We start from the raw sequence: 18,566 nt of genomic DNA on the forward strand, positions 1-18,566 counted from the left end.
AAATGAGTGCCGACGCCACCTTGAGCGCGGTCCGGCTGGTTTCGCTGATCGATGTCGAGACCCGTGTTCTCAATGCCGCCTCCCGGACCGAACTGGCCTTCATCACGGTCAATGAGACGCACGCGCTCTCGCCTTATCGTCTGGCGATCCTGTGGAGTGCCGGCAAGGGGGTCGAGGCCGTGTCCGGGCTGGCCCAGGCCGATCCCAACGCACCCTTCGTGCAATGGCTGGAGCGGGTCTTCCCGATACTGGCCGGAGCCCATGCCGAACCGTCGGCGGTGACCGCCGCGGACCTGCCGGCGGAGCTCGCCGGGCAATGGTCCGAATGGCTGCCGTCGCAAGGATTGGTCCTGCCCTGGCCGGGCGCCGTCCTGCTGCTGGCCCGCGAGGACTCATGGTCCGAGCCCGAACGGCAACTGACGGCGCGTCTGGTCCGGGCCGTGGCCGTCGCCTGGCGGAATTTCGATCGCCCGTCGCCCTGGGCCCGGCTGCGCCGGCGGGGCTGGTCCGGCCAGCGCGCCCTGGTGACCGCCGCCGCCGCGGCGATCATCGCCGGGGCCGTCCCGGTGACCGATTCGGTGCTCGCCCCGGCCGAGATGGTCCCGGCCCAGCCGGCAGTGGTAAGGGCGCCTTTGGAGGGCGTGGTCGACAAGATCGAGGTCAGCCCCAATCAGCATGTCGCGGAAGGGCAACCGTTGTTCTCGCTGGATCCGACGACGCTCTCCGGCAAGCTTGAGGTTGCCAGGCGGGAGCTGGCCACCGCTCAGGCCGAATACCGACAGGCCGCGCAAGCCCAGGTCTTCGACCCCAAGGCGAAGAGCCAAGTGGCCATCCTGCTCGGACGCAATGAGGAAAAACAGGCCGAGGTCGATTGGCTGCAAGGCCAGCTCGACCGCATCCGCGTGCGCTCGCCGCGCGACGGCGTGGTGGTGCTCGACGATCCTTCCGACTGGCCGGGACGCCCGGTCGCGGTGGGAGAGCGGGTGATGCTGGTCGCCGACGAGACCGACACCGAGGTCGAGGCCTGGCTGCCGGTTTCGGACGCCGGCCAGGCCACGCCCGGCGCCAAGCTGACCCTGTTCCTCAACACCGCCCCTTTGTCGCCGGTGCGCGCCGCCGTGCGAACGGTGGCCTACGAGACGACGACGCGGCCGGACGGCACGCTGGCCTATCGGGTCAGAGCCGGACTGTCGGATGCCGGGCATAAACCCCGCCTGGGTCTCAAGGGCACGGCGCGCATCGACGGCGATCGGGTGGCGCTGGCCTGGTGGCTGTTCCGCCGTCCGGTGACCGCCGTCCGCCAGATGCTGGGGATCTGATGCTCCGCGCCGAGCCGACCCTGCCGCCGCTGCGCGAGGATCTGGCCCTGCATCCGGGACCGGTGGGCGCCGACGGGGCTCCCAGTTGGACCATGCACGATCCCCTGCGCAACCAGTTCTTCCGCCTGACCTGGCCGGCGTTCGAGATGCTGAGCCGCTGGCATCTGGCCGACGCTTCCACCATCGCCCGGGCGGTTTCCTCCGAGACGACGCTGGAGGTCACGCCCGAGGACATTGCCGAGATGGCCACCTTCCTGGCCAGAAGCCAACTGCTCAAGGACCACGGGCCGGCCCAGACGGGCCGTCTGCTGGCGATCAATCGGGCCCATCATCTGCCCTGGTGGTCCTGGCTGATGCACCACTATCTGTTCTTCCGCATTCCGCTCGTCCACCCCGACCGCCTGCTCTCCAGATACCTGCCCCGGGTCGCCTGGCTGGGCGGATGGAGTTTCCGGCTGTCCACCCTGGCCGCCCTGGCCATCGGCCTGTTCCTGGCCGGCCGCCAATGGGACGCCTTCGCCACCACCTTCGTCGACCGCTTAAGCCTTCCCGGACTAGCGGCCTTCGGCCTCACGCTGACGGTGGCGAAGGTCATTCATGAGCTGGGGCACGCCTTCACCGCCAGGAATTTCGGATGCCGGGTGCCCACCATGGGGGTGGCCTTCCTGGTGATGTGGCCCTTCTTCTACACGGACGTCAACGACGCCTGGACCCTGCCCGATCGCCGCCGCCGGCTTCTGGTCGGCGGCGCCGGCATCCTGGCCGAGCTGACGCTCGCCGCCTGGGCCACCCTGGCCTGGGGACTTCTGCCCGAAGGCTCCCCCCGGGCGATCGCCTTCACCCTGGCGGCCACCACCTGGATCAGTTCGCTGACCATCAATCTGTCGCCCTTCATGCGGTTCGACGGATATTTCCTGCTGATGGACACCCTCGATCTGCCCAACCTGCACGGCCGCGCCTTCGCCCTGGCCCGCTGGTGGCTGAGGGAACGGCTGTTCGATCTGGGAGAGCCGCCCCCCGAACGGCACTCATCGGGCCGGCAAGCCTTCCTGATCGCCTTCTCTTTCGTCGTCTGGATCTATCGACTGGTGGTGTTCCTGGGCATCGCGGTGCTGGTCTATCATTTTTTCATCAAGGCCGTCGGGATCCTGCTTTTCGGCGTGGAAGTCGGCTGGTTCGTGCTGCGACCGATCGTCCTCGAACTGCGCGAATGGCGCCGTCTGGGCCTGCGGCTGGTGGCTCGGCGGCGCGGCCTGATCAGCTCCGGCATACTGGCCGGGCTGTTCCTGGCCGCGATCATTCCCTGGAACAACCGGGTGCAGGCTCCCGCCATGCTGAAGGCCTCGGAACACGCGGCCATCTACGCCCCGGCCCCGGCCCGGGTGGCATCCATCGCCGTCACCGACGGCCAGCATGTCGAGGCCGGGCAGACACTGGCCCAGTTCGACACTCCCGATCTCGATTATCAGCTGGCCCAGTCCGAACGGGACATCGCCATCGGCCGCTACCAGTTGGCCTCGGTCGATTTCGATCAGCAGTTCCGCGACCATAGCCCCGTCATCGCCAGACGGCTCGAAACGGCGACCGCCCGGCGCACGGCTTTCACCGCCGACCGCGATCGCCGGCGGCTGACGGCCCCCTTTGCCGGGGTGGTGGTCGATCTGTCGCACGAAATGGCGCCGGGCCAGTGGATCGGCGTCAAGGAGCCGCTGCTGGCCATCCGCTCGGAAAAAGGCGCCCTGGTGGAGGCCTATGTGGCCGAGGAGGATCTGCCCCGGATCGCCGTCGGCGCCGGGGCGCGCTTCCTGCCCGAAGGCGCATTTACGAGCATCGCCGCCACCGTCACCGCCATCGACCGCACGGCGGTGCCGACACTCGCCGATCCGGCGCTGGCCTCGACATTCGGCGGACGCCTCGGAACGCGCGTGGCCAAACAGACGCTGATTCCCGACGAAGCCGTCTATCGGGTGCGTCTGACCGTCTTCCCTCCCCTGGCGGTACCGGTCAGCCGGCGGGGTGAAGCCTTCATCGAGGGCGAACGGCAAAGCTTGCTGGCGCGGAGCTGGCGAAGCCTGGCGGCCGTACTGCTGCGTGAATGGGGCGGGTGAGCCCTCCTACTTCAGCAAAAAATCCTTCGCCTGATTGATCTTCGCCGCCAGATAGGTCGAGCCGCCGTGATCCGGATGCAGCTTGACCATCAGCCGGTGATGAGCCTCCTTGATCGCGTCCCGGTCGGCATCCGGGGATAGGCCAAGGATCCGGCAGGCCTCCTCGCGAGTCATTCTGCCGTCGTCGGCCTCCCCGGCTCCGGAAGCGGCTCGCCAATCCGGCCAGGTCCGGTCCAACCAGGACTCCAGTAACTGAACCGACTGCGGATCGGCCCCGCAAAACCGATAGAGATCGAAAGCTTCCGCGAACGACAGTTGCGAAAGCGGCCGTCCGGCAAAAGGGCCGTCCCGCACCTCGCCCGAGAGAACGCCGCTGTCGTGATCCAAGCTCATCCGCAGGAACCGGGTCTCGACCCGCGATTGGTTGCTGGAAGCGGTTTTGACGCCGCCCCCGCGGCCGCTCCAGGCGCGAAAGGCGCGATAGGCGTGGCGTGCCTGGATCAGCCGCATCAACCAGGGGATCAGCGCCGCCAGTCCGGCCAGGGCCCAACCGAGCCGGCCGGTGACGGCCAGCACCAGGATGGCGCCGCCCAAAAGCAGCGCGCCCGTCCAACGCGCGGTCTTCAGGACCATGGCCGGCGGCGTGGCGGCGAACCACCGGCTGGCCGCCATGACCGCCAGAAGCACCAACAGGCCGGCGAACAGAACCATCATGGTCAGTGACCGCTCAACTGCCGGGTCAACAGCAGCACCTCGCCCCCTTGCCGCTCGGCATAGTCGGCAAGCGCCTTGCGTCCACCGGCCGCGTAGACGGCGACGGCCCCCAGAAGGGCCCGCAATTGGGACGGGCTGGCGGCGTCGAAACGGCAGCATGCCCCCTTGGTCAGTCTGGCGATCGCCGCGAAGGCATCGGCCGCCCCTCCGTCTCCTCCCTCGTGAAACAGAAACGCGGGCACGCCGAGCAGTCCCAGTTCCCCGGCGCCGGACAACAGATCGTCGAGGGACTCCTCCATGCAGTCGCCGACGAACACCAGGGCATTGAGGCGCATCTTCGCCGTCTGGGCGATGGCATGGCGCAGGATCCGGCCGATCTGCGTCCGTCCGGCGGCGCAATCGACCCGGCCCATGGCGGCGGACAATGCCGCCGGCTCCGACAACCAGCGGCTGGCCCGGCATTCGTCGAGCCCCCGGTAATAGACGAGTTGCACGTCCAGCCCGCCCAGCGCCGACGCCTCGCGGAACATCTGTTCCTGAATATGGGCGGCCTCCCGCCAGGTGGGTTCCCGGCTGGCCGTGGCGTCCATGGCGAACATCAGACGCCCGCGCCCTTGTCCGGCAGGGACCGGCATCCGCGAAAGCCGGTTCAGGAAGGCGTCGACGTCGGAAGCCGACGAGGGCCGCTCAAGGGAACGATCATTCTTGCTCATGGTCATCAGCAGATAGGGCAAAATGGTCCCGAACGAAACCCCCGAATGAGGGACCCCATGCTATACGCCGGAGACGATTCGAAAACAAAAAACAAAACAATCCTTAACGCATGAATATAAAATATCAATCGATCATCACGTCGCCTTGGATTTTCGTCAACTCAAATGGCCAGCCGGAAAGCATGATGAATTGAAATAATCTGAAACCATTGCGTTACAAATTTTCCAGCAATTCCGTTTAATTATCCATTATCTTCCTTCCTGCGGTGGAGAATGCTCGTTTCTCCCCTCTTTTTCGCCACATCAATTTCCAAGAGACGATCCTTCCTTGCCACACCAGCCACATGCGACGACGAAAAGTCGCGTCCGCCGCTCAGTCGTCATATTTTTTCTGGCGTTCGCTCTCTGCGGCGGCGCCCTCTGGTTCATTTTCGCCCCCTCGGCACCGCCACCTCCGCCGACGGTGCCGGTCACCCTCGCCGATATCGAAGATACCGTCCTGGCGACCGGCAAGATCGAAGCCCTGAAGATGGTCAGCGTGGGCGCCCAGGCATCCGGCCAGATCAAAAGCCTGAAGGTGGGCCTGGGCGACATGGTGAAGAAAGGGCAACTGGTCGCCGAGATCGATTCCCTGACCCAACAGAATGCGCTGCAAACCGCTCAAGCCTCCCTTGAAACCAGCCGCGCCCAGCGCCGCGCCAAGGAAGCCGTGCTCAAACAGGCGGAACTCGCGTTCAAACGTCAACAGCAGATGCTGGCCGAGGACGCCAGCACGCGGGAAAGCTACGAAAGCGCCGAGGCGACGGCGAATGAAACGAAGGCGGACATCGCCGCCCTCGACGCCCAGATACAACAGGCGGTCATCGCGGTGGACACGGCCAGGGTCAATCTCGGCTACACCCGCATCACGGCTCCCATCGACGGCACCGTGGTCGGCGTGGTGGTGAAGGAGGGCCAAACCGTCAACGCCAGCCAAACCACCCCAACCCTGATCAAGATCGCCCAGTTGGACAAGATGACGGTGAAGGCCGAACTGTCGGAAGCCGACGTCATCCGGGTGAAGCCGGGTCAGCAGGTCTATTTCACCGTCCTCGGCGAGCCGGACCGGCGCTACGAGGCGGTCTTGCGCGCCGTCAAACCGGCCCCCGACAGCATCGCCGACGAGGATTCGACGACATCGAGCAGTTCCAGCGGATCGAGCGGAAGCTCCAGCAGTTCCAGTTCGAGCAGTTCCAGTTCGGCCATCTATTACGACGGCCTGTTCGACGTGGCCAATCCAGAAGGAAAACTGCGCATTTCGATGACCGCCAAGGTCACCATCGTCTTGAAAAGCGTGAAGGGGGCGCTGACGGTTCCCTCGACGGTTCTGGGCCACCCCAATCCCGACGGCAGCTATATGCTTATGGTGGCCGGAGGGCCGGGCCGGATCGCGCCCCGCCGGGTCCGGATCGGCATCGACAACAATGTCAACGCCGAGGTTCTCGCCGGTCTTTCCGCCGGCGAGCGGGTGGTGGCCGGAGACATGAGCAAACCGGCCTCCAGCCAGTCGAACACCATGCGACCTCCTCCGCCGCCGATGGGATTCTGACCCATGCCGGCCTTGCTTGAACTGAAAGGCCTGCGCCGGGAATATCCGTCGGGGGACCAGACCATCACCGCCTTGAAGGACGTCGATCTCGTCATCGAGTCCGGCGAAATGGTCGCCATCATCGGCGCCTCGGGGTCCGGAAAATCGACCCTGATGAACATCCTGGGATGCCTCGATCGCCCCACGGCCGGCACTTACCATATCGCCGGACGCGACGTCAGCCGGCTCGGCGCCGACGATCTGGCCGAACTGCGGCGTGAACATTTCGGGTTTATTTTCCAGCGCTATCATCTCCTCGGCAACCTGACGGCCCAGGGCAACGTGGAAATCCCCGCCGTCTATGCCGGACGGAACAGGTCGCAGCGCCGAGCCGGGGCGACCCGGCTGCTTTCACGCCTCGGCCTGGCGGATCGCCGGCATCACCGGCCGGAACAGTTGTCCGGCGGCCAGCAGCAGCGCGTCAGCATCGCGCGCGCCCTGATGAACGGCGGCCAGGTGATCCTGGCCGACGAACCCACCGGAGCGCTCGATCGTCGCAGCGGCGAAGAGATGATGGCCCTGCTCGAAGAGCTGCACGCCGAAGGTCACACCATCATCATCGTGACGCACAGCCCCGACATTGCCGCCCATGCCGACCGCGTCATCGAAATCAGCGACGGCGAAATCGTCTCGGACCGCCGGACCTCCCCCCGCGGGAAGGCTCCGGACCGGCATGCGGCCTCCGATGGGTCGGCCATCGACGGTTTCGGGAAGCCAACATGGCTCAACGATGCCGAACGCTATCTCGAGGCCTTCCGCATGGCCTTGTTGGCCATGGCCTCGCATCGGCTGAGGACGTTCCTTACCATGCTGGGCATCATCATCGGCATCGCCTCGGTGGTTTCCGTCGTCGCCCTGGGCGAGGGGTCCCGGCAGCGGATCCTCGAAGACATCAATTCCATCGGCACCAATACCATCGACATCTTTTCCGGCCGCGGCTTCGGCGACGAACGTTCGGGCGCCATCCGGACGCTGGTGCCCAGCGACGTCGAGGCGCTCGCCCAACAGGCATATGTCGATAGCGTCACGCCAAGCGTCTCGACCAATGCCAGCCTGCGCTACCGGAACGTCTCGGTCAGCGGCCAGATCACCGGCGTCAGCGAGCAATATTTTCGCGTCCGCGGCTACGAGATCGCCGAAGGGATGGCCTTCAACGTCATCGGCGTCCAACGCCACGCCCAAGAGGTGGTAATCGACGACAACACGCGAAAGAAGCTCTTCGGCGCCAACCGCCCGGCCCTCGGCGAAGTGATCTTTCTGGGGGCGGTTCCGTGCCGCGTCATCGGCGTCACCAAGCCCAAGGCCTCGCCTTTCGGTAACTCCGAAAATCTCAATGTATGGATTCCCTACACCACCGCCATGAGCCGCATGCTGGGGCAGTCCTACCTACGCAGCATCACCATCCGGGTCAGCGACGCCTTCCCCCCCGACATGGCGGAAAACGGCATCACCAGGCTTCTGACCAAACGCCATGGCGCGGAAGATTTTTATGTGCAGAACACCGACACCATCCGGAAAACCATCGAAAAGACCACTCAGACGATGACGCTGCTGATTTCTCTGATCGCGTTGATTTCCCTCATCGTCGGCGGTATCGGCGTGATGAACATCATGCTGGTGTCGGTCACCGAACGGACCCGCGAAATCGGCGTGCGGGTCGCGGTGGGCGCACGGCGCAACGACATCCTGCGACAATTCCTCATCGAAGCGATCCTGGTCTGCCTGTTCGGCGGCATCCTGGGGGTCAGCCTGGCGATGGCCATCCATTTCATCTTCAGCGAATTCGGCGGGACGGTCCGCATGGTGTTTTCGCCGCTCTCGATCGTCGCGGCCTTCGCCTGTTCGACTCTGATCGGCGTGGTTTTCGGATATCTGCCGGCCCGCAACGCCGCGCGGCTTGATCCGGTGGAGGCCTTGGCCCGGGAATGACCTCTTTCATGACGATAAGCCGGCGTTTGTTTGGCGGACTCCTGGTCCTGTTTCCCGTCGCGTGCGGTCCTCTGATCGAAACGCCTTACGCGCCGCCCGAAATCGCGGTGCCCGCCCAATGGAGCGAGGCCGACGCGATCCCACCGACCCCGCCGTCGCCCTGGTGGCGGCGCTTCGACGACGCCGACCTCGACTTGTTGATCGAAGAGGCTTTGGCGCGCAACAACGATCTGGCGGCAGCCACCATCAAAGTCCGCAAGGCCCGGTTGCAGGCCGGACTGGCCGCCGACAAACTCGTTCCCGCGCTCAGCGCCGATGCCAGTGTCGCGGGCAGCAAGGATTGGTCCGACCGCCCACAGGCACTGACCTCTTCGACGACGAGCACCGCCGCGTTGAGCGGATCGCTCAGCTACGAAGTCGACCTGTGGGGCCGGTTGTCCCGCACCCTCGACGCCGCCCGCTGGGAGGCGGAAGCGACCCGGGAAGACCGGGAGGACACAGCCCTCTCGTTGGTCGGAACCACCGCCACGCTTTATTGGAAGGCGCTTTATCTGAAACAGCGGATCGAGATGAGCCGGCAGGATATCGCCTATGCCGGGAAAACCCTCGATCTCGTCCGCGTCCAGAAAAAATCGGGAGCGGCCTCCGCCCTCGAGGTCCTGGAGGCCGAAGAAAACCTGCGAAGCCAGGAGGCCGATCTCGATGACTATCTGCGGAGCCAGACCGAGAACAACAACGCGCTGGCCATTCTGTTCGACGGCCCGCCGCGCTCGATCGCGATCGAACGGCCCGGATTGCCTACCGGCGAGTTACCGGCCGTGGAGGCAGGGTTGCCGGTGAAACTGCTGGCCAGACGCCCCGATCTGCGCGCCGCCGAACTGCGGCTGCGCGAAAGCCTCGCCACCGTCGACGCGACGCGGGCCAGTTACCTGCCGACGCTGAGCCTGACCGGCAGCATGGGCAGTTCCAGCACCGCCCTGACGCAAGTCCTGCAAAATCCCGTCGGCACCCTGGGAGCCGGACTGACCCTGCCCTTCCTGCAATGGAACGAGATGCAGCTCACGGTGAAGTCCTCGCAGGCCGACTATGAGAAGGCCGTGGTCAATTTCCGCCAAACGCTTTACGCGGCCTTGCGCGACGTCGAAAACGCCCTTTCGGCCCGCCGGCGTTACACCGACCAGGCCGTCAAACTGACTGCCGCGGTCGAGGCGGCGCGAGGCGCCGAACGACTCTACGAGATTCGTTACCGGGCCGGAGGATCGACCCTGCAGGTATGGCTGGACGCCCAGAACAAGCGGCGCGCACTGGAGGAAACCTTGCTGGAAAACCGACTGAACCGGCTGGTGACCCAGGTGACGCTGTTTCAGGCTTTGGGCGGGGACACGGCGAACAATCAAGACGGCCATGCTCCCCTTTGATGGGGGAGGCCTTTGGGCATCTCCCGTTGTCTCCGGTTACTCAACGGCTTGAAAGGCAACCCCGGATATTTTGAACCACCAAGGCACCAAGACACCAAGGTGATGGAGTGCGCCGCAGGCATTCACCCGTTCATCGGATCGATATCCGTGGGATGGGAAAGTAATGCCTGCGGCGCGCATTCTTCTTGGATCCGCCACGCGGCCGGATATATCGGGAAACGCCTTGGTGTCTTGGTGCCTTGGTGGTTCATCAAAAGCCGGAACGCACCGGAACCGGTCACCGAACCCTCAATAGTCTCACCCGCCACCCGCGTCAGGATCGCCCGCCCGGAGCGAAACGGGATAATCCCAGCGCATCGACCAATCGACGCAATTCCTGGCGGGCGGCGACGTGCGACAGGCTCATTTCGATCCCCGACCCCTCACCCAGATCGAAGAGCGTCAGCCCTTCCAGGAAAAGCTCACGGTAGATCACCCGTTCGCCGAGGCCGCCGATCAACCGAAAACCGATCCGTTTCGCCAGTTCGCCCAACAGACGCTCCATCTCGCGTTTGTTGCGGGCGTCGAGCGTCGACAACCGGTTGCGCAGGACGAACCAGTCGACCACGGCCTTTTCCCCACGCAAGGCGCGAAGCTTCTTGGTTTCCCATACCATCTCGCTGTAATGGCTGGGCCGGCTGATTTTCATATTTTCGGGATCGACCTTGGCCAGCACGTCGAGGTCGATGAAGCTGTCGTTCAGTGGCGTGACCAGGGTATCGGCATAGGAATGGCCGAGGCGGGACAGCGGATGATCGCTGCCCGGAGTATCGACCACCACCACATCGTGAGCCGCCCGCATCCGTTCCAACGCCGCCAGAAACCGCGCCTCGTCGGACGAAACGTCGGAAGTCGGCGGCACCGCCTCGTGATCGGGCATGGTCAACGCACGGCCGCTGGCGGCCTTGCGCCGACGGTTTTCCACATAGCGGCTCAACGTCGCCTGCCGCGCATCGAGATCGATGGTTCCGACCGAGGCGCCCAAAGCGAGCAGCGATACCGCCAGATGCATGGCCACCGTCGACTTGCCGGTTCCCCCCTTCTCGTTGCCGATGACGATGACATGAGCCGGACCGCTCATACGTTTTACCTCCGTTCCCCCGTCACCGGCGCTGGCGCCGATGACAATGAACTGCGACGAGCCGCTCATGCTTTTCAATCTCCCCCATGCCCACGAAGGGCGGTCGCGTTCCACCGTTCGCCCCTGGCAAAAACGCCCGCGCGCCCCGGCTATCTCACCCGCCCAAACTCACCCCGACCAGACGACCAATTCCAAACGTCAATCCCGCCGCGGCGAAGCCGATGAGCAATTGGCGGGTGGCCGAAAACAGAAAGCTTCGCCCGGTGAACAAGGCGGTTCCAGCTCCAATTCCACACAAGGCCGCGCCGCTCGCGCCCAGGCTGCCGAGCAGGGCGGGAACGCCATCAAGGAAGCAGTATGGCAGGATGGGAAAGATCGCCCCCAGGCCGAACAGACCGAAAGACGTAATCGCCGCCGACCAGGCCGAACCGCCCAGCGATTCCGGATCGATACCCAGTTCCTCGCGCACCAGGGTATCGAGAGCGGTCTGCGTGTTGGCCATCATCCGCCCGGCCAGTTCGCGCGCCTCCGCCTCCCCCAGCCCCTTGGCCTGGTAGATCAGGATCAACTCCTCGCGTTCCTCATCGGGAGATTGGCTCAACTCCTCGGCTTCGGTGGCGATCTGACGTTGGTAGAGTTCGCGCGAGCTATTGACCGAGAGCCATTCGCCCATCGCCATCGAGCAGGCACCCGCCACCAATCCGGCGGCGCCGGTCAGGAGGATGACGTGGCGATCCGCCATCGCTCCGGCGATGGCCATCACCAAGCTGAGATTGGAAACCAATCCATCGTTGGCCCCCAGCACGGCGGCGCGCAGGGCATTTCCCCCCATGGCGCGGTGCCGGCCTTCGAGATTGGCGAGCGCGCTGCCGGACAACCCGGCGCTCCCCGATGATTGCTGGGCGATGGCCTGCACGATGCGGGCATGGGACCGTTCGGCGGCCGGCAAACGGCCGGCGACGGCCTCCGGCTGATTGTCGTAGCTGCCGATGTCGGCCTGCTCCAGCGCGTTGACCGTCGGTAAAACGAAGGAAACGCCCATCCGGCGAGCCAGCCACGTCAACAAACGGGTACGCGGACTGGGCTTCGGAATCGAGACGGGCAACCCCGCCTTGGCGAGCTTGGCCTGCCAGAACGCGACATGGGCATCCTCTATGGCGGCCAGTCTGGCGAAAATCTTGGCAAGCCGCGAATCGCCTTCCACCTCGGCGAGGGCACGATAAAGGGCGCTGCTGTCGACCTCTCCCTGCAGATTGCTGCGATACCGGCTTTCGGGAGTTGGGTTCACCATGAATTCAAGGCCCCTTTTTGTCGCCTGGATTTGAGGACAATTAGGGGAGATGTCGACCACGGGTCAAGTCGCCATTGCGCTTTCCGCCTGTCGATCTACGCGAATCTTCTCGTCGTCGTTTGATGGGAGGGGGCGCAAGGGGGGCGCCAATTCTTCTCCATCTGCCACCGGCTTTCGTGTTTCCTTGTCTAATGCTATGCTCCGGCGGTCACATCTTGTATTTCGGGGATTCCACTTCATCATGACCGAACGTTTGGATTGCGCCGTCATCGGAGCCGGAGTGATTGGCCTGGCCATCGCCCGTGCCTTGGCCTTGGCCGGCCACGAGGTAATCGTGCTGGAGGCCGAAGACGCCATCGGCACCGGCACCAGTTCCCGAAACAGCGAAGTCCTGCACGCCGGCATGTACTATCCGGCCGGAAGTCTCAAGGCGCGCCTCTGCGTGAAGGGCAACGCCATGCTGCGGGGCTATCTCGCCGAACGTCGGGTCGATCATAAGATGCTGGGCAAATTGATCGTCGCCACCGACACCGAGGAAGAGGCCCAACTCGACGCCATTTTGGCCAAAGGCCAGACCAACGGGGTCGAACGGCTGAACCGCCTCAGCGCGGCGCAGGCTCACGCGCTGGAACCGGCCGTAAGATGCACGGCGGCCTTGCATTCCCCCCTGACCGGCATTATCGACACCCATGGCTACATGCTGGTGCTGCAGGGCGATATCGAGGCGGCAGGAGGCATCGTCGCCTTGAAAAGCCCGGTCCTGAGGGGCGAAATCTCCGACAAGGGCATCCTGCTTTCGGTGGGAGGCGACGAGCCCAGCCAGGTTCTCTGCGGCCGCGTCGTCAATGCCGGCGGGTTGGGAGCCCAGGCGATCGGCGCCTCTTTCGCCGGCCTTTCCCCGGAAACCGTGCCGCCGCTTTATTTGTGCAAGGGCAACTATTTTCTGCTCGGTGGACGGGTCCCGTTCTCACGGTTGGTTTATCCGACCCCGCAAAGCGCCGGCCTCGGCGTGCATTTCACGCTCGATCTGGCGGGACAGGGCCGTTTCGGTCCGGACGTCGAATGGGTCGACGAGGCCCATTACGAGGTCGATGCCCGCCGCGGCGACGGCTTCTACGCGGCGATCCGCCGATATTGGCCGGATCTCAAGGATGACGCTCTGCGTCCGGGCTTCGCCGGCATTCGGACCAAACTGAAACCACAGGGGCAGACGGCAAGCGATTTTCTGATCCAGGGGCCGGCCGATCATGGCGTCGATGGCCTGGTCAATCTTTACGGCATGGAATCGCCCGGATTGACGGCATCGCTGGCCATTGGCGCGCATGTCGCGGAGTTGTTGCAATGATCGGCAGACGGACTTTCGGATTGGGGCTGGGCGCCATGGGACTGGCGGGCCTGGGACTGGGATGGCCGCGAGACGCCGCCGCGGCATTGCGGATCAACGGCCGCCTCTTCCCCGACAAGGATCGCAAGCTGCGCGATATTCCCTACACGCCTTTCGAACAGATCCCCAACCATCGCCAGTACATGCGCGACATCGTGATCGCGCTTTCGTCCTACGCCAAGGGGCGCAAATCGAACTTCATCATGCTGGGGCGCGATGCGCCGGAATTGCTCGTCAAGGACCAGCGGGAGTGGGACTGGGAAAGCGGGCGGGACGTCGACGGCGCCGCAGCCGGCAAATACACGCCCGTGGGCAGCGTCGTGCGGCCCTATCTGAAAGCGATCGACGGCATCCTGTTCGATGGTCTTTTCTGCGGCATGGACGGCTTCGACCAACCGACCGATCCGACCTCCGCCAAGGTGGCGCTGAGCGCCGTCTCCACCTTGCAGAAGGAAGGACGCCGGGTATTTTCCCTCGAATATGCCAAGGACAAGACGCAAGTCGCGGCGGCGACGAAGAAGGCCGCGCAGGTCAAGGTCCTGGACTATGTCACCCAGGACGACGCGCGACAATTCGGACAGATCCCCGCAGGCAGACCGCCTTCTGAAAACGCCGAGCATGTCACCGACCTCGACCATGTCCGCAATTTCCTGCCCTTGTTGCATTCGACAGCGTTCGGCAGCAAGGACGACTGGGTTTCGGCACTGGCGCGGACGAATTACGACATGCTGCTGCTCGACCCCTTCTGGCGGGGCGTGGAACCGCTGACGGCCATCGACATCAAGGCGCTGCAGATGAAGCAACTTGGCAGCCGGCGCCTTGTGCTGGCCGAACTGTCGCTGGGCCGGGCGATGGACACCAAATTCTATTGGAAAAAGGACTGGACGGTCGGCTCCCCCGATTGGCTGGTCGCGCCCGCCCCCGATCAGCCCGGACAGACGATGGTCCGCTATTGGGATGAGGGCTGGAAGAGCGTCATCGGCCAATATATGCAAGGGCTGATCGACATCGGCGTCGATGGCGTTCTGTTGAACGACCTGGACGCCTATTTTTATTTCGAGGACATGATGCCGCTGCGCTGATCGGGGATGCGGCCTGGGGCCTTATGCCAAGTCTCGGCAATCGAAACCGATCACCGAGCCCTCAATCGCCGGGCGGGTTTCTCTGAAACCCTAGGCTTCGCGCCAACGATGGCGCGGGCCCTCAATGGGCCAGACTAAGTCTCGATAAGACAACTTGGTATTAGTTTCGCCAATCCGTCAATGCCATTTCCAGACGCCGCCGGCCCTCTTCGCCCGGCGGCAAACCGACCCTCAGCCAGCGCGGGGATGCGGCAAACGGCCGGACCAGGATTCCCCGCTGCCCGAGATGCTCGTAAAGCGCCCAGGCTCTGGGTGCGTTGATCAGCCGAAACAATGCCGTACCGCCGGCAATGGACAGTTCGGCCTTGGCGAGCAGCGTATCGAGCAATCCGGCTTCGCGAACCAGCCGGACACGGGCCTTTTCCATCCACTCCTGGTCAGCCAGGGCGATCCGCCCGATATGCAACGCCGGACCACTGACCGGCCATGGCCCCAATGTGGTGCGCAAAAGCCGCGCCATGGCGGGATCGCAAATGACGAAACCCAGGCGCAATCCAGCCAGACCGAAGAACTTTCCAAAACTACGCAAAACCACAAGCCCGGGATGAACATGCGGTGCCAGGGACTGGTCGGGATCGATATCGCCGAATGCCTCGTCAACCACGAGCAACCCGCCTTTCTTGGCAAGAGTGGCGGCGACTTCGAGCAACCGCTTCGGATCGTGCCGGCGCCCATCGGGATTGTTCGGATTGACCACCACCACGACATCGACGTCCCCGATCCGTTCGATGGTTTCGCAAGGCAGGATCTGATGTCCGGAGTTCGTCCAGGCCGCCGTGTGTTCGGCATAGGTCGGCCCGATCACCGCGACCCGGGAAAACGGGCGCAACCGCGGCAGCGTCTGAATGACGGCCTGACTTCCGGCGGCCACCACGATCTGTTCGGCGGCGGCAACGCCGTAGGCGGCGGCGGCGGCCTCGCGCAGGGCCCCTTCCATGGTCGCATCGGGCAACCGCTGGCAGTAACTCAGATCCAGGGCCGGCAAGGGATAGGGAAACGGGCTGATACCGGTAGACAGGTCGAGCCATCCCGCGGCAGGCCGGCCGAAACGAGCATCGGCCGCGGCCAAGTCTCCGCCATGAGTCGGCAGGGCAAAGGGGTCGATAGAGGAAAAAAGCGATCGCATGGCCTGGTGATTCTTAATAAACGGCTCCAAGGGCTCTCTCCCGTGGCAGGTCGGGGCCCGATCGGCAAGGATCGAACCACAACCGTCTCCGATAGTCGATGACGTTTTGGGTGAACATGCCACGCAGGTCGGATAGCGCGCCTTTTTGTATAAACGGCCTGGGACAAAAATTAAGAAAAGCTCCCTACGGTTCGCAACCGGTTCAGCCCATGATCCGCCCGCGAGAAAAACTTCGCTCCTCGAAGCCCAAAAGGGAATAGTTACGGTTTCATGTCGAATGGCGATCACCCGCCCCATTACCCCCGATAGAATTTCCGGAACAAGCCCCCCCACGAACAGGCGCAAAGGCTCTGATTCTGAAGAATCGGTAAATTTAGGCTTCAAAATCCCCCCCCGAACGGGCTACCTTGATCGCGCGGGGGCACTCCGGTTAGAACATCCGTCCAGGGGGCGGAGACATCACCGACCGGGTTGTCGAGCAAATACGCCACGCGGTGCTGACCGTCGCTGGCTCGGGGAAATTGGATCGGAAATTTTGTCGGCGATGGCTGCGGATCGTAAGGTCAATTTGCGCATCGAGGCAACTTTCGGTTCCACATCTGTATCCCCCCCGCGGGATGGACGCCGGTTCACAAGGCGATCCCGTCTCTGTATCCGGTGTTGGTCACGGGGGAAAGACGCTTGGCGGATCGGCGATCACTCATGAGACCCCAGGAAGGAATGTGGCGCTTCCTTCGCCACACCTTTCCCGAACGCCAAATCCTTGTGCGGGATCATGGGCGCATCCGTTGCTTCAGCCTGGGTACCTTGCACCAAATGCTGATCACCGGGGTCATTGCGGGATGTGTGTTATGGGCCCTGCTGGCCACCGCGGCCTATCTGGACGGTGTCGCCACATTGGCCTCGAAAGAAGACGAAATCGCCCACCGGACGGCCGAACTGGACGGGGTCAAGGCCAACTATCAAGCCGCGTTCGGACGGCTCGACGAATTCCAAGGCATCTTTTCGGGCATCACCTGCGAAATTTCGGATATCCAAGACAGCTTGCTGCGCATCGCCGAGCGAAGCGTAAGCTCCGCCAAGCGCGGGCAGGCCGTGGCCGCCATGCCCCGCCTGGACCCCGACGCCAGCGGATGCCGGGTCGTCGCCGCCGACACCGATCCGAAGGCCGCGACATCCGACGGCGGTTCCTTGAAGGATACCAAACGCATCATTGGATCCTTAAAGGAAGGCGCCGGAAAGGATGGCGCCTTGCCGGGCAAGGACGCCACCGCTAAGGACGGCGCCCCCATCGATCAGGAAGCCCTGCGTCGGCGCGCCGCCCATCTCGAAGAGGAACTGGCCAAATTGAAAGCCAGCCATGGCGCCTTCCTCGAACAAACGGCAGGCGTCGCCGCGGTGCGGATCGGGGAATTGGAAAAGGCGCTGTCCTCCGTGGGAGTCGACGCCAAAGTCCTGAATGGAGACGCAAATCGCCGCGGCCGCAAGATCGAGGATGAGAAAAACAGCATCTTCGGACGCGGCGGGCCGTTCATCGCGGCGAAGCGCGGCGCGGGCATCCCCTCCGATGGCTTCAATCCGGTAGCCCTGTTCAATACTCACGCAGATCGCCTGGACAATCTGACAGCCGCGATCAAGACGCTGCCATTGGGTGAACCCCTCGCCGACTACGAGGTCACCAGCCCTTTTGGCGCTCGCAACGATCCGATCAACGCGATGACCGGCATTCATGAAGGCGTCGACCTTGGCGCGGTGACGGGAACCCCCGTCATGGCGACGGGCGATGGGCAGGTGGTTTGGGCTTCCTGGCGCGACCGCTATGGTCTCCTGGTGGAGATCGAACATGGAGCTGGCCTGCGTACCCGTTACGCCCATTTGTCGAAAGTTCTGGTCAATGTCGGCCAGCACGTATCGCGCGGAGCGCCCTTGGGCCTCGTCGGCGAGACCGGTCGGACCACCGGGCCTCATTTGCATTATGAAGTGCGCATGGGCGATCAGGCGACCAATCCAATGAAATTCATTATGGCAGGGCAAAATGTTCTCAAAGGGCAATAAGACCGCCTCGCGGCGTTCCACCCCTTCGATCATCGGGGGAGATTGCACCTTTACGGGTGACATCTTAAGCGAAGGGGAAGTGCAGATAGACGGACGCCTGGAAGGCGACGTCCGCTGCCGCAATCTGGTCATCGGAGAACAAGGCTCGGTGACCGGTGAAATCAGTGCCGAGGCCGTCAACGTGTTGGGAACGGTTACCGGCCAGATCACCGCGCAAACCGTCGCGCTGGCCCGAACGGCCCGCATCCTGGGCGATATCACTCACGACAGCCTGTCGGTCGAAGTGGGCGCCTATGTGGAAGGCCGGTTCAATCGCCTTCCCTCCGAAACGACCAGTTCCATCGCCGCCTCCCTCGCGGAAAGGGAATTGGCCCGCTCCTCCGCCGGACAACAGGCTTTATTGACCAGCCAGCCCGAATCCGATACAGCCACGTCGGACAAGAGCGAAGATCACTCAGGCCCCGGAAAAGTAGTTCTGCTCGGCAGCTAGAACGGCTCCCACGCTTTTTTCAAGGCTCTGGGCCTCGCTCGGCTTTGAGAGTTTTTCCTTTTGATCTTCATCAAAATACGGAAAACTCTCCCGCTCCAACCGGTATCCGAAAACCGGCTCCATTGGACGC

Annotated in this window: 14 protein-coding genes; 9 read left to right on the forward strand and 5 right to left on the reverse strand. The window is 63.8% G+C overall.

Going from position 1 to position 18,566, the window contains the following annotated elements; all coding sequences use genetic code 11:
* Positions 1–2 precede the first annotated feature (2 nt).
* On the forward strand, positions 3–1,319 hold the full coding sequence (locus CWS72_RS04855; RefSeq protein ID WP_241911579.1) for an efflux RND transporter periplasmic adaptor subunit: 1,317 nt from the start codon (positions 3–5) through the stop codon (positions 1,317–1,319).
* Positions 1,319–3,427 (forward strand): site-2 protease family protein, encoded by a 2,109-nt coding sequence (locus CWS72_RS04860; RefSeq protein WP_101249432.1) that lies wholly within the window; start codon positions 1,319–1,321, stop codon positions 3,425–3,427. Before CWS72_RS04855 ends, CWS72_RS04860 begins: the two co-directional genes overlap by 1 nt.
* A 6-nt stretch (positions 3,428–3,433) precedes the next feature.
* On the opposite strand, the gene CWS72_RS04865 is transcribed toward CWS72_RS04860, so the two are convergent.
* Positions 3,434–4,141 (reverse strand): DnaJ domain-containing protein, encoded by a 708-nt coding sequence (locus tag CWS72_RS04865; RefSeq protein ID WP_101249433.1) that lies wholly within the window; start codon positions 4,139–4,141, stop codon positions 3,434–3,436.
* A 2-nt stretch (positions 4,142–4,143) separates the two neighbouring features.
* Positions 4,144–4,854, reverse strand: coding sequence for a VWA domain-containing protein (locus CWS72_RS04870; protein ID WP_199175543.1), 711 nt, complete (start codon positions 4,852–4,854; stop codon positions 4,144–4,146).
* Positions 4,855–5,182: 328 nt separating this feature from the next.
* On the opposite strand from CWS72_RS04870, the gene CWS72_RS04875 reads away from it, so the two are divergent.
* The 3 genes from CWS72_RS04875 to CWS72_RS04885 are packed head-to-tail and all read left to right on the forward strand — an operon-like array spanning position 5,183 to position 9,828.
* Positions 5,183–6,442: an efflux RND transporter periplasmic adaptor subunit gene (locus tag CWS72_RS04875; RefSeq protein WP_241911580.1), complete on the forward strand. Its 1,260-nt coding sequence runs from the start codon at positions 5,183–5,185 to the stop codon at positions 6,440–6,442.
* 3 nt (positions 6,443–6,445) lie between these two features.
* Positions 6,446–8,410, forward strand: a complete 1,965-nt coding sequence (locus tag CWS72_RS04880) for a MacB family efflux pump subunit (RefSeq protein WP_101249434.1) — start codon at positions 6,446–6,448, stop codon at positions 8,408–8,410.
* 8 nt (positions 8,411–8,418) lie between these two features.
* On the forward strand, positions 8,419–9,828 hold the full coding sequence (locus CWS72_RS04885) for an efflux transporter outer membrane subunit (RefSeq protein WP_241911581.1): 1,410 nt from the start codon (positions 8,419–8,421) through the stop codon (positions 9,826–9,828).
* 313 nt (positions 9,829–10,141) lie between these two features.
* Here the strand turns inward: CWS72_RS04885 and CWS72_RS04890 are convergent, their stop codons facing one another.
* Both CWS72_RS04890 and CWS72_RS04895 read right to left on the reverse strand, forming a co-directional pair.
* Positions 10,142–10,948 (reverse strand): division plane positioning ATPase MipZ, encoded by an 807-nt coding sequence (locus CWS72_RS04890; protein ID WP_101249495.1) that lies wholly within the window; start codon positions 10,946–10,948, stop codon positions 10,142–10,144.
* 154 nt (positions 10,949–11,102) lie between these two features.
* Positions 11,103–12,239: a VIT1/CCC1 transporter family protein gene (locus CWS72_RS04895; protein WP_101249436.1), complete on the reverse strand. Its 1,137-nt coding sequence runs from the start codon at positions 12,237–12,239 to the stop codon at positions 11,103–11,105.
* A gap of 241 nt (positions 12,240–12,480) precedes the next feature.
* Here CWS72_RS04895 and CWS72_RS04900 point away from each other — a divergent pair, with 241 nt between their 5' ends.
* Positions 12,481–13,584 carry an NAD(P)/FAD-dependent oxidoreductase gene (locus CWS72_RS04900; protein ID WP_101249437.1) on the forward strand — a complete coding sequence of 368 codons (1,104 nt, stop codon included), beginning with the start codon at positions 12,481–12,483 and terminating at the stop codon, positions 13,582–13,584.
* Entirely contained in the window at positions 13,581–14,705 is a 1,125-nt protein-coding gene (locus tag CWS72_RS04905) for a hypothetical protein (protein ID WP_101249438.1), read from the forward strand. Before CWS72_RS04900 ends, CWS72_RS04905 begins: the two co-directional genes overlap by 4 nt.
* A 160-nt stretch (positions 14,706–14,865) precedes the next feature.
* Here the strand turns inward: CWS72_RS04905 and cobD are convergent, their stop codons facing one another.
* Positions 14,866–15,891 (reverse strand): threonine-phosphate decarboxylase CobD, encoded by a 1,026-nt coding sequence (gene cobD / locus CWS72_RS04910; RefSeq protein WP_101249439.1) that lies wholly within the window; start codon positions 15,889–15,891, stop codon positions 14,866–14,868.
* A gap of 720 nt (positions 15,892–16,611) precedes the next feature.
* Between cobD and CWS72_RS28580 the strand changes: the two genes are divergently transcribed.
* Positions 16,612–17,946, forward strand: a complete 1,335-nt coding sequence (locus CWS72_RS28580; RefSeq protein ID WP_274540582.1) for a M23 family metallopeptidase — start codon at positions 16,612–16,614, stop codon at positions 17,944–17,946.
* The gene (locus tag CWS72_RS04920; RefSeq protein ID WP_101249440.1) at positions 17,927–18,436 is read left to right on the forward strand and encodes a bactofilin family protein; all 510 of its coding nucleotides are present in this window, start codon (positions 17,927–17,929) and stop codon (positions 18,434–18,436) included. The genes CWS72_RS28580 and CWS72_RS04920 overlap by 20 nt, the downstream gene beginning before the upstream one ends.
* The last annotated feature ends 130 nt before the right edge of the window (positions 18,437–18,566 follow it).

The sequence above is a fragment of the Telmatospirillum siberiense genome, assembly GCF_002845745.1.
In the GTDB taxonomy this organism is placed as follows: domain Bacteria; phylum Pseudomonadota; class Alphaproteobacteria; order Rhodospirillales; family Magnetospirillaceae; genus Telmatospirillum; species Telmatospirillum siberiense.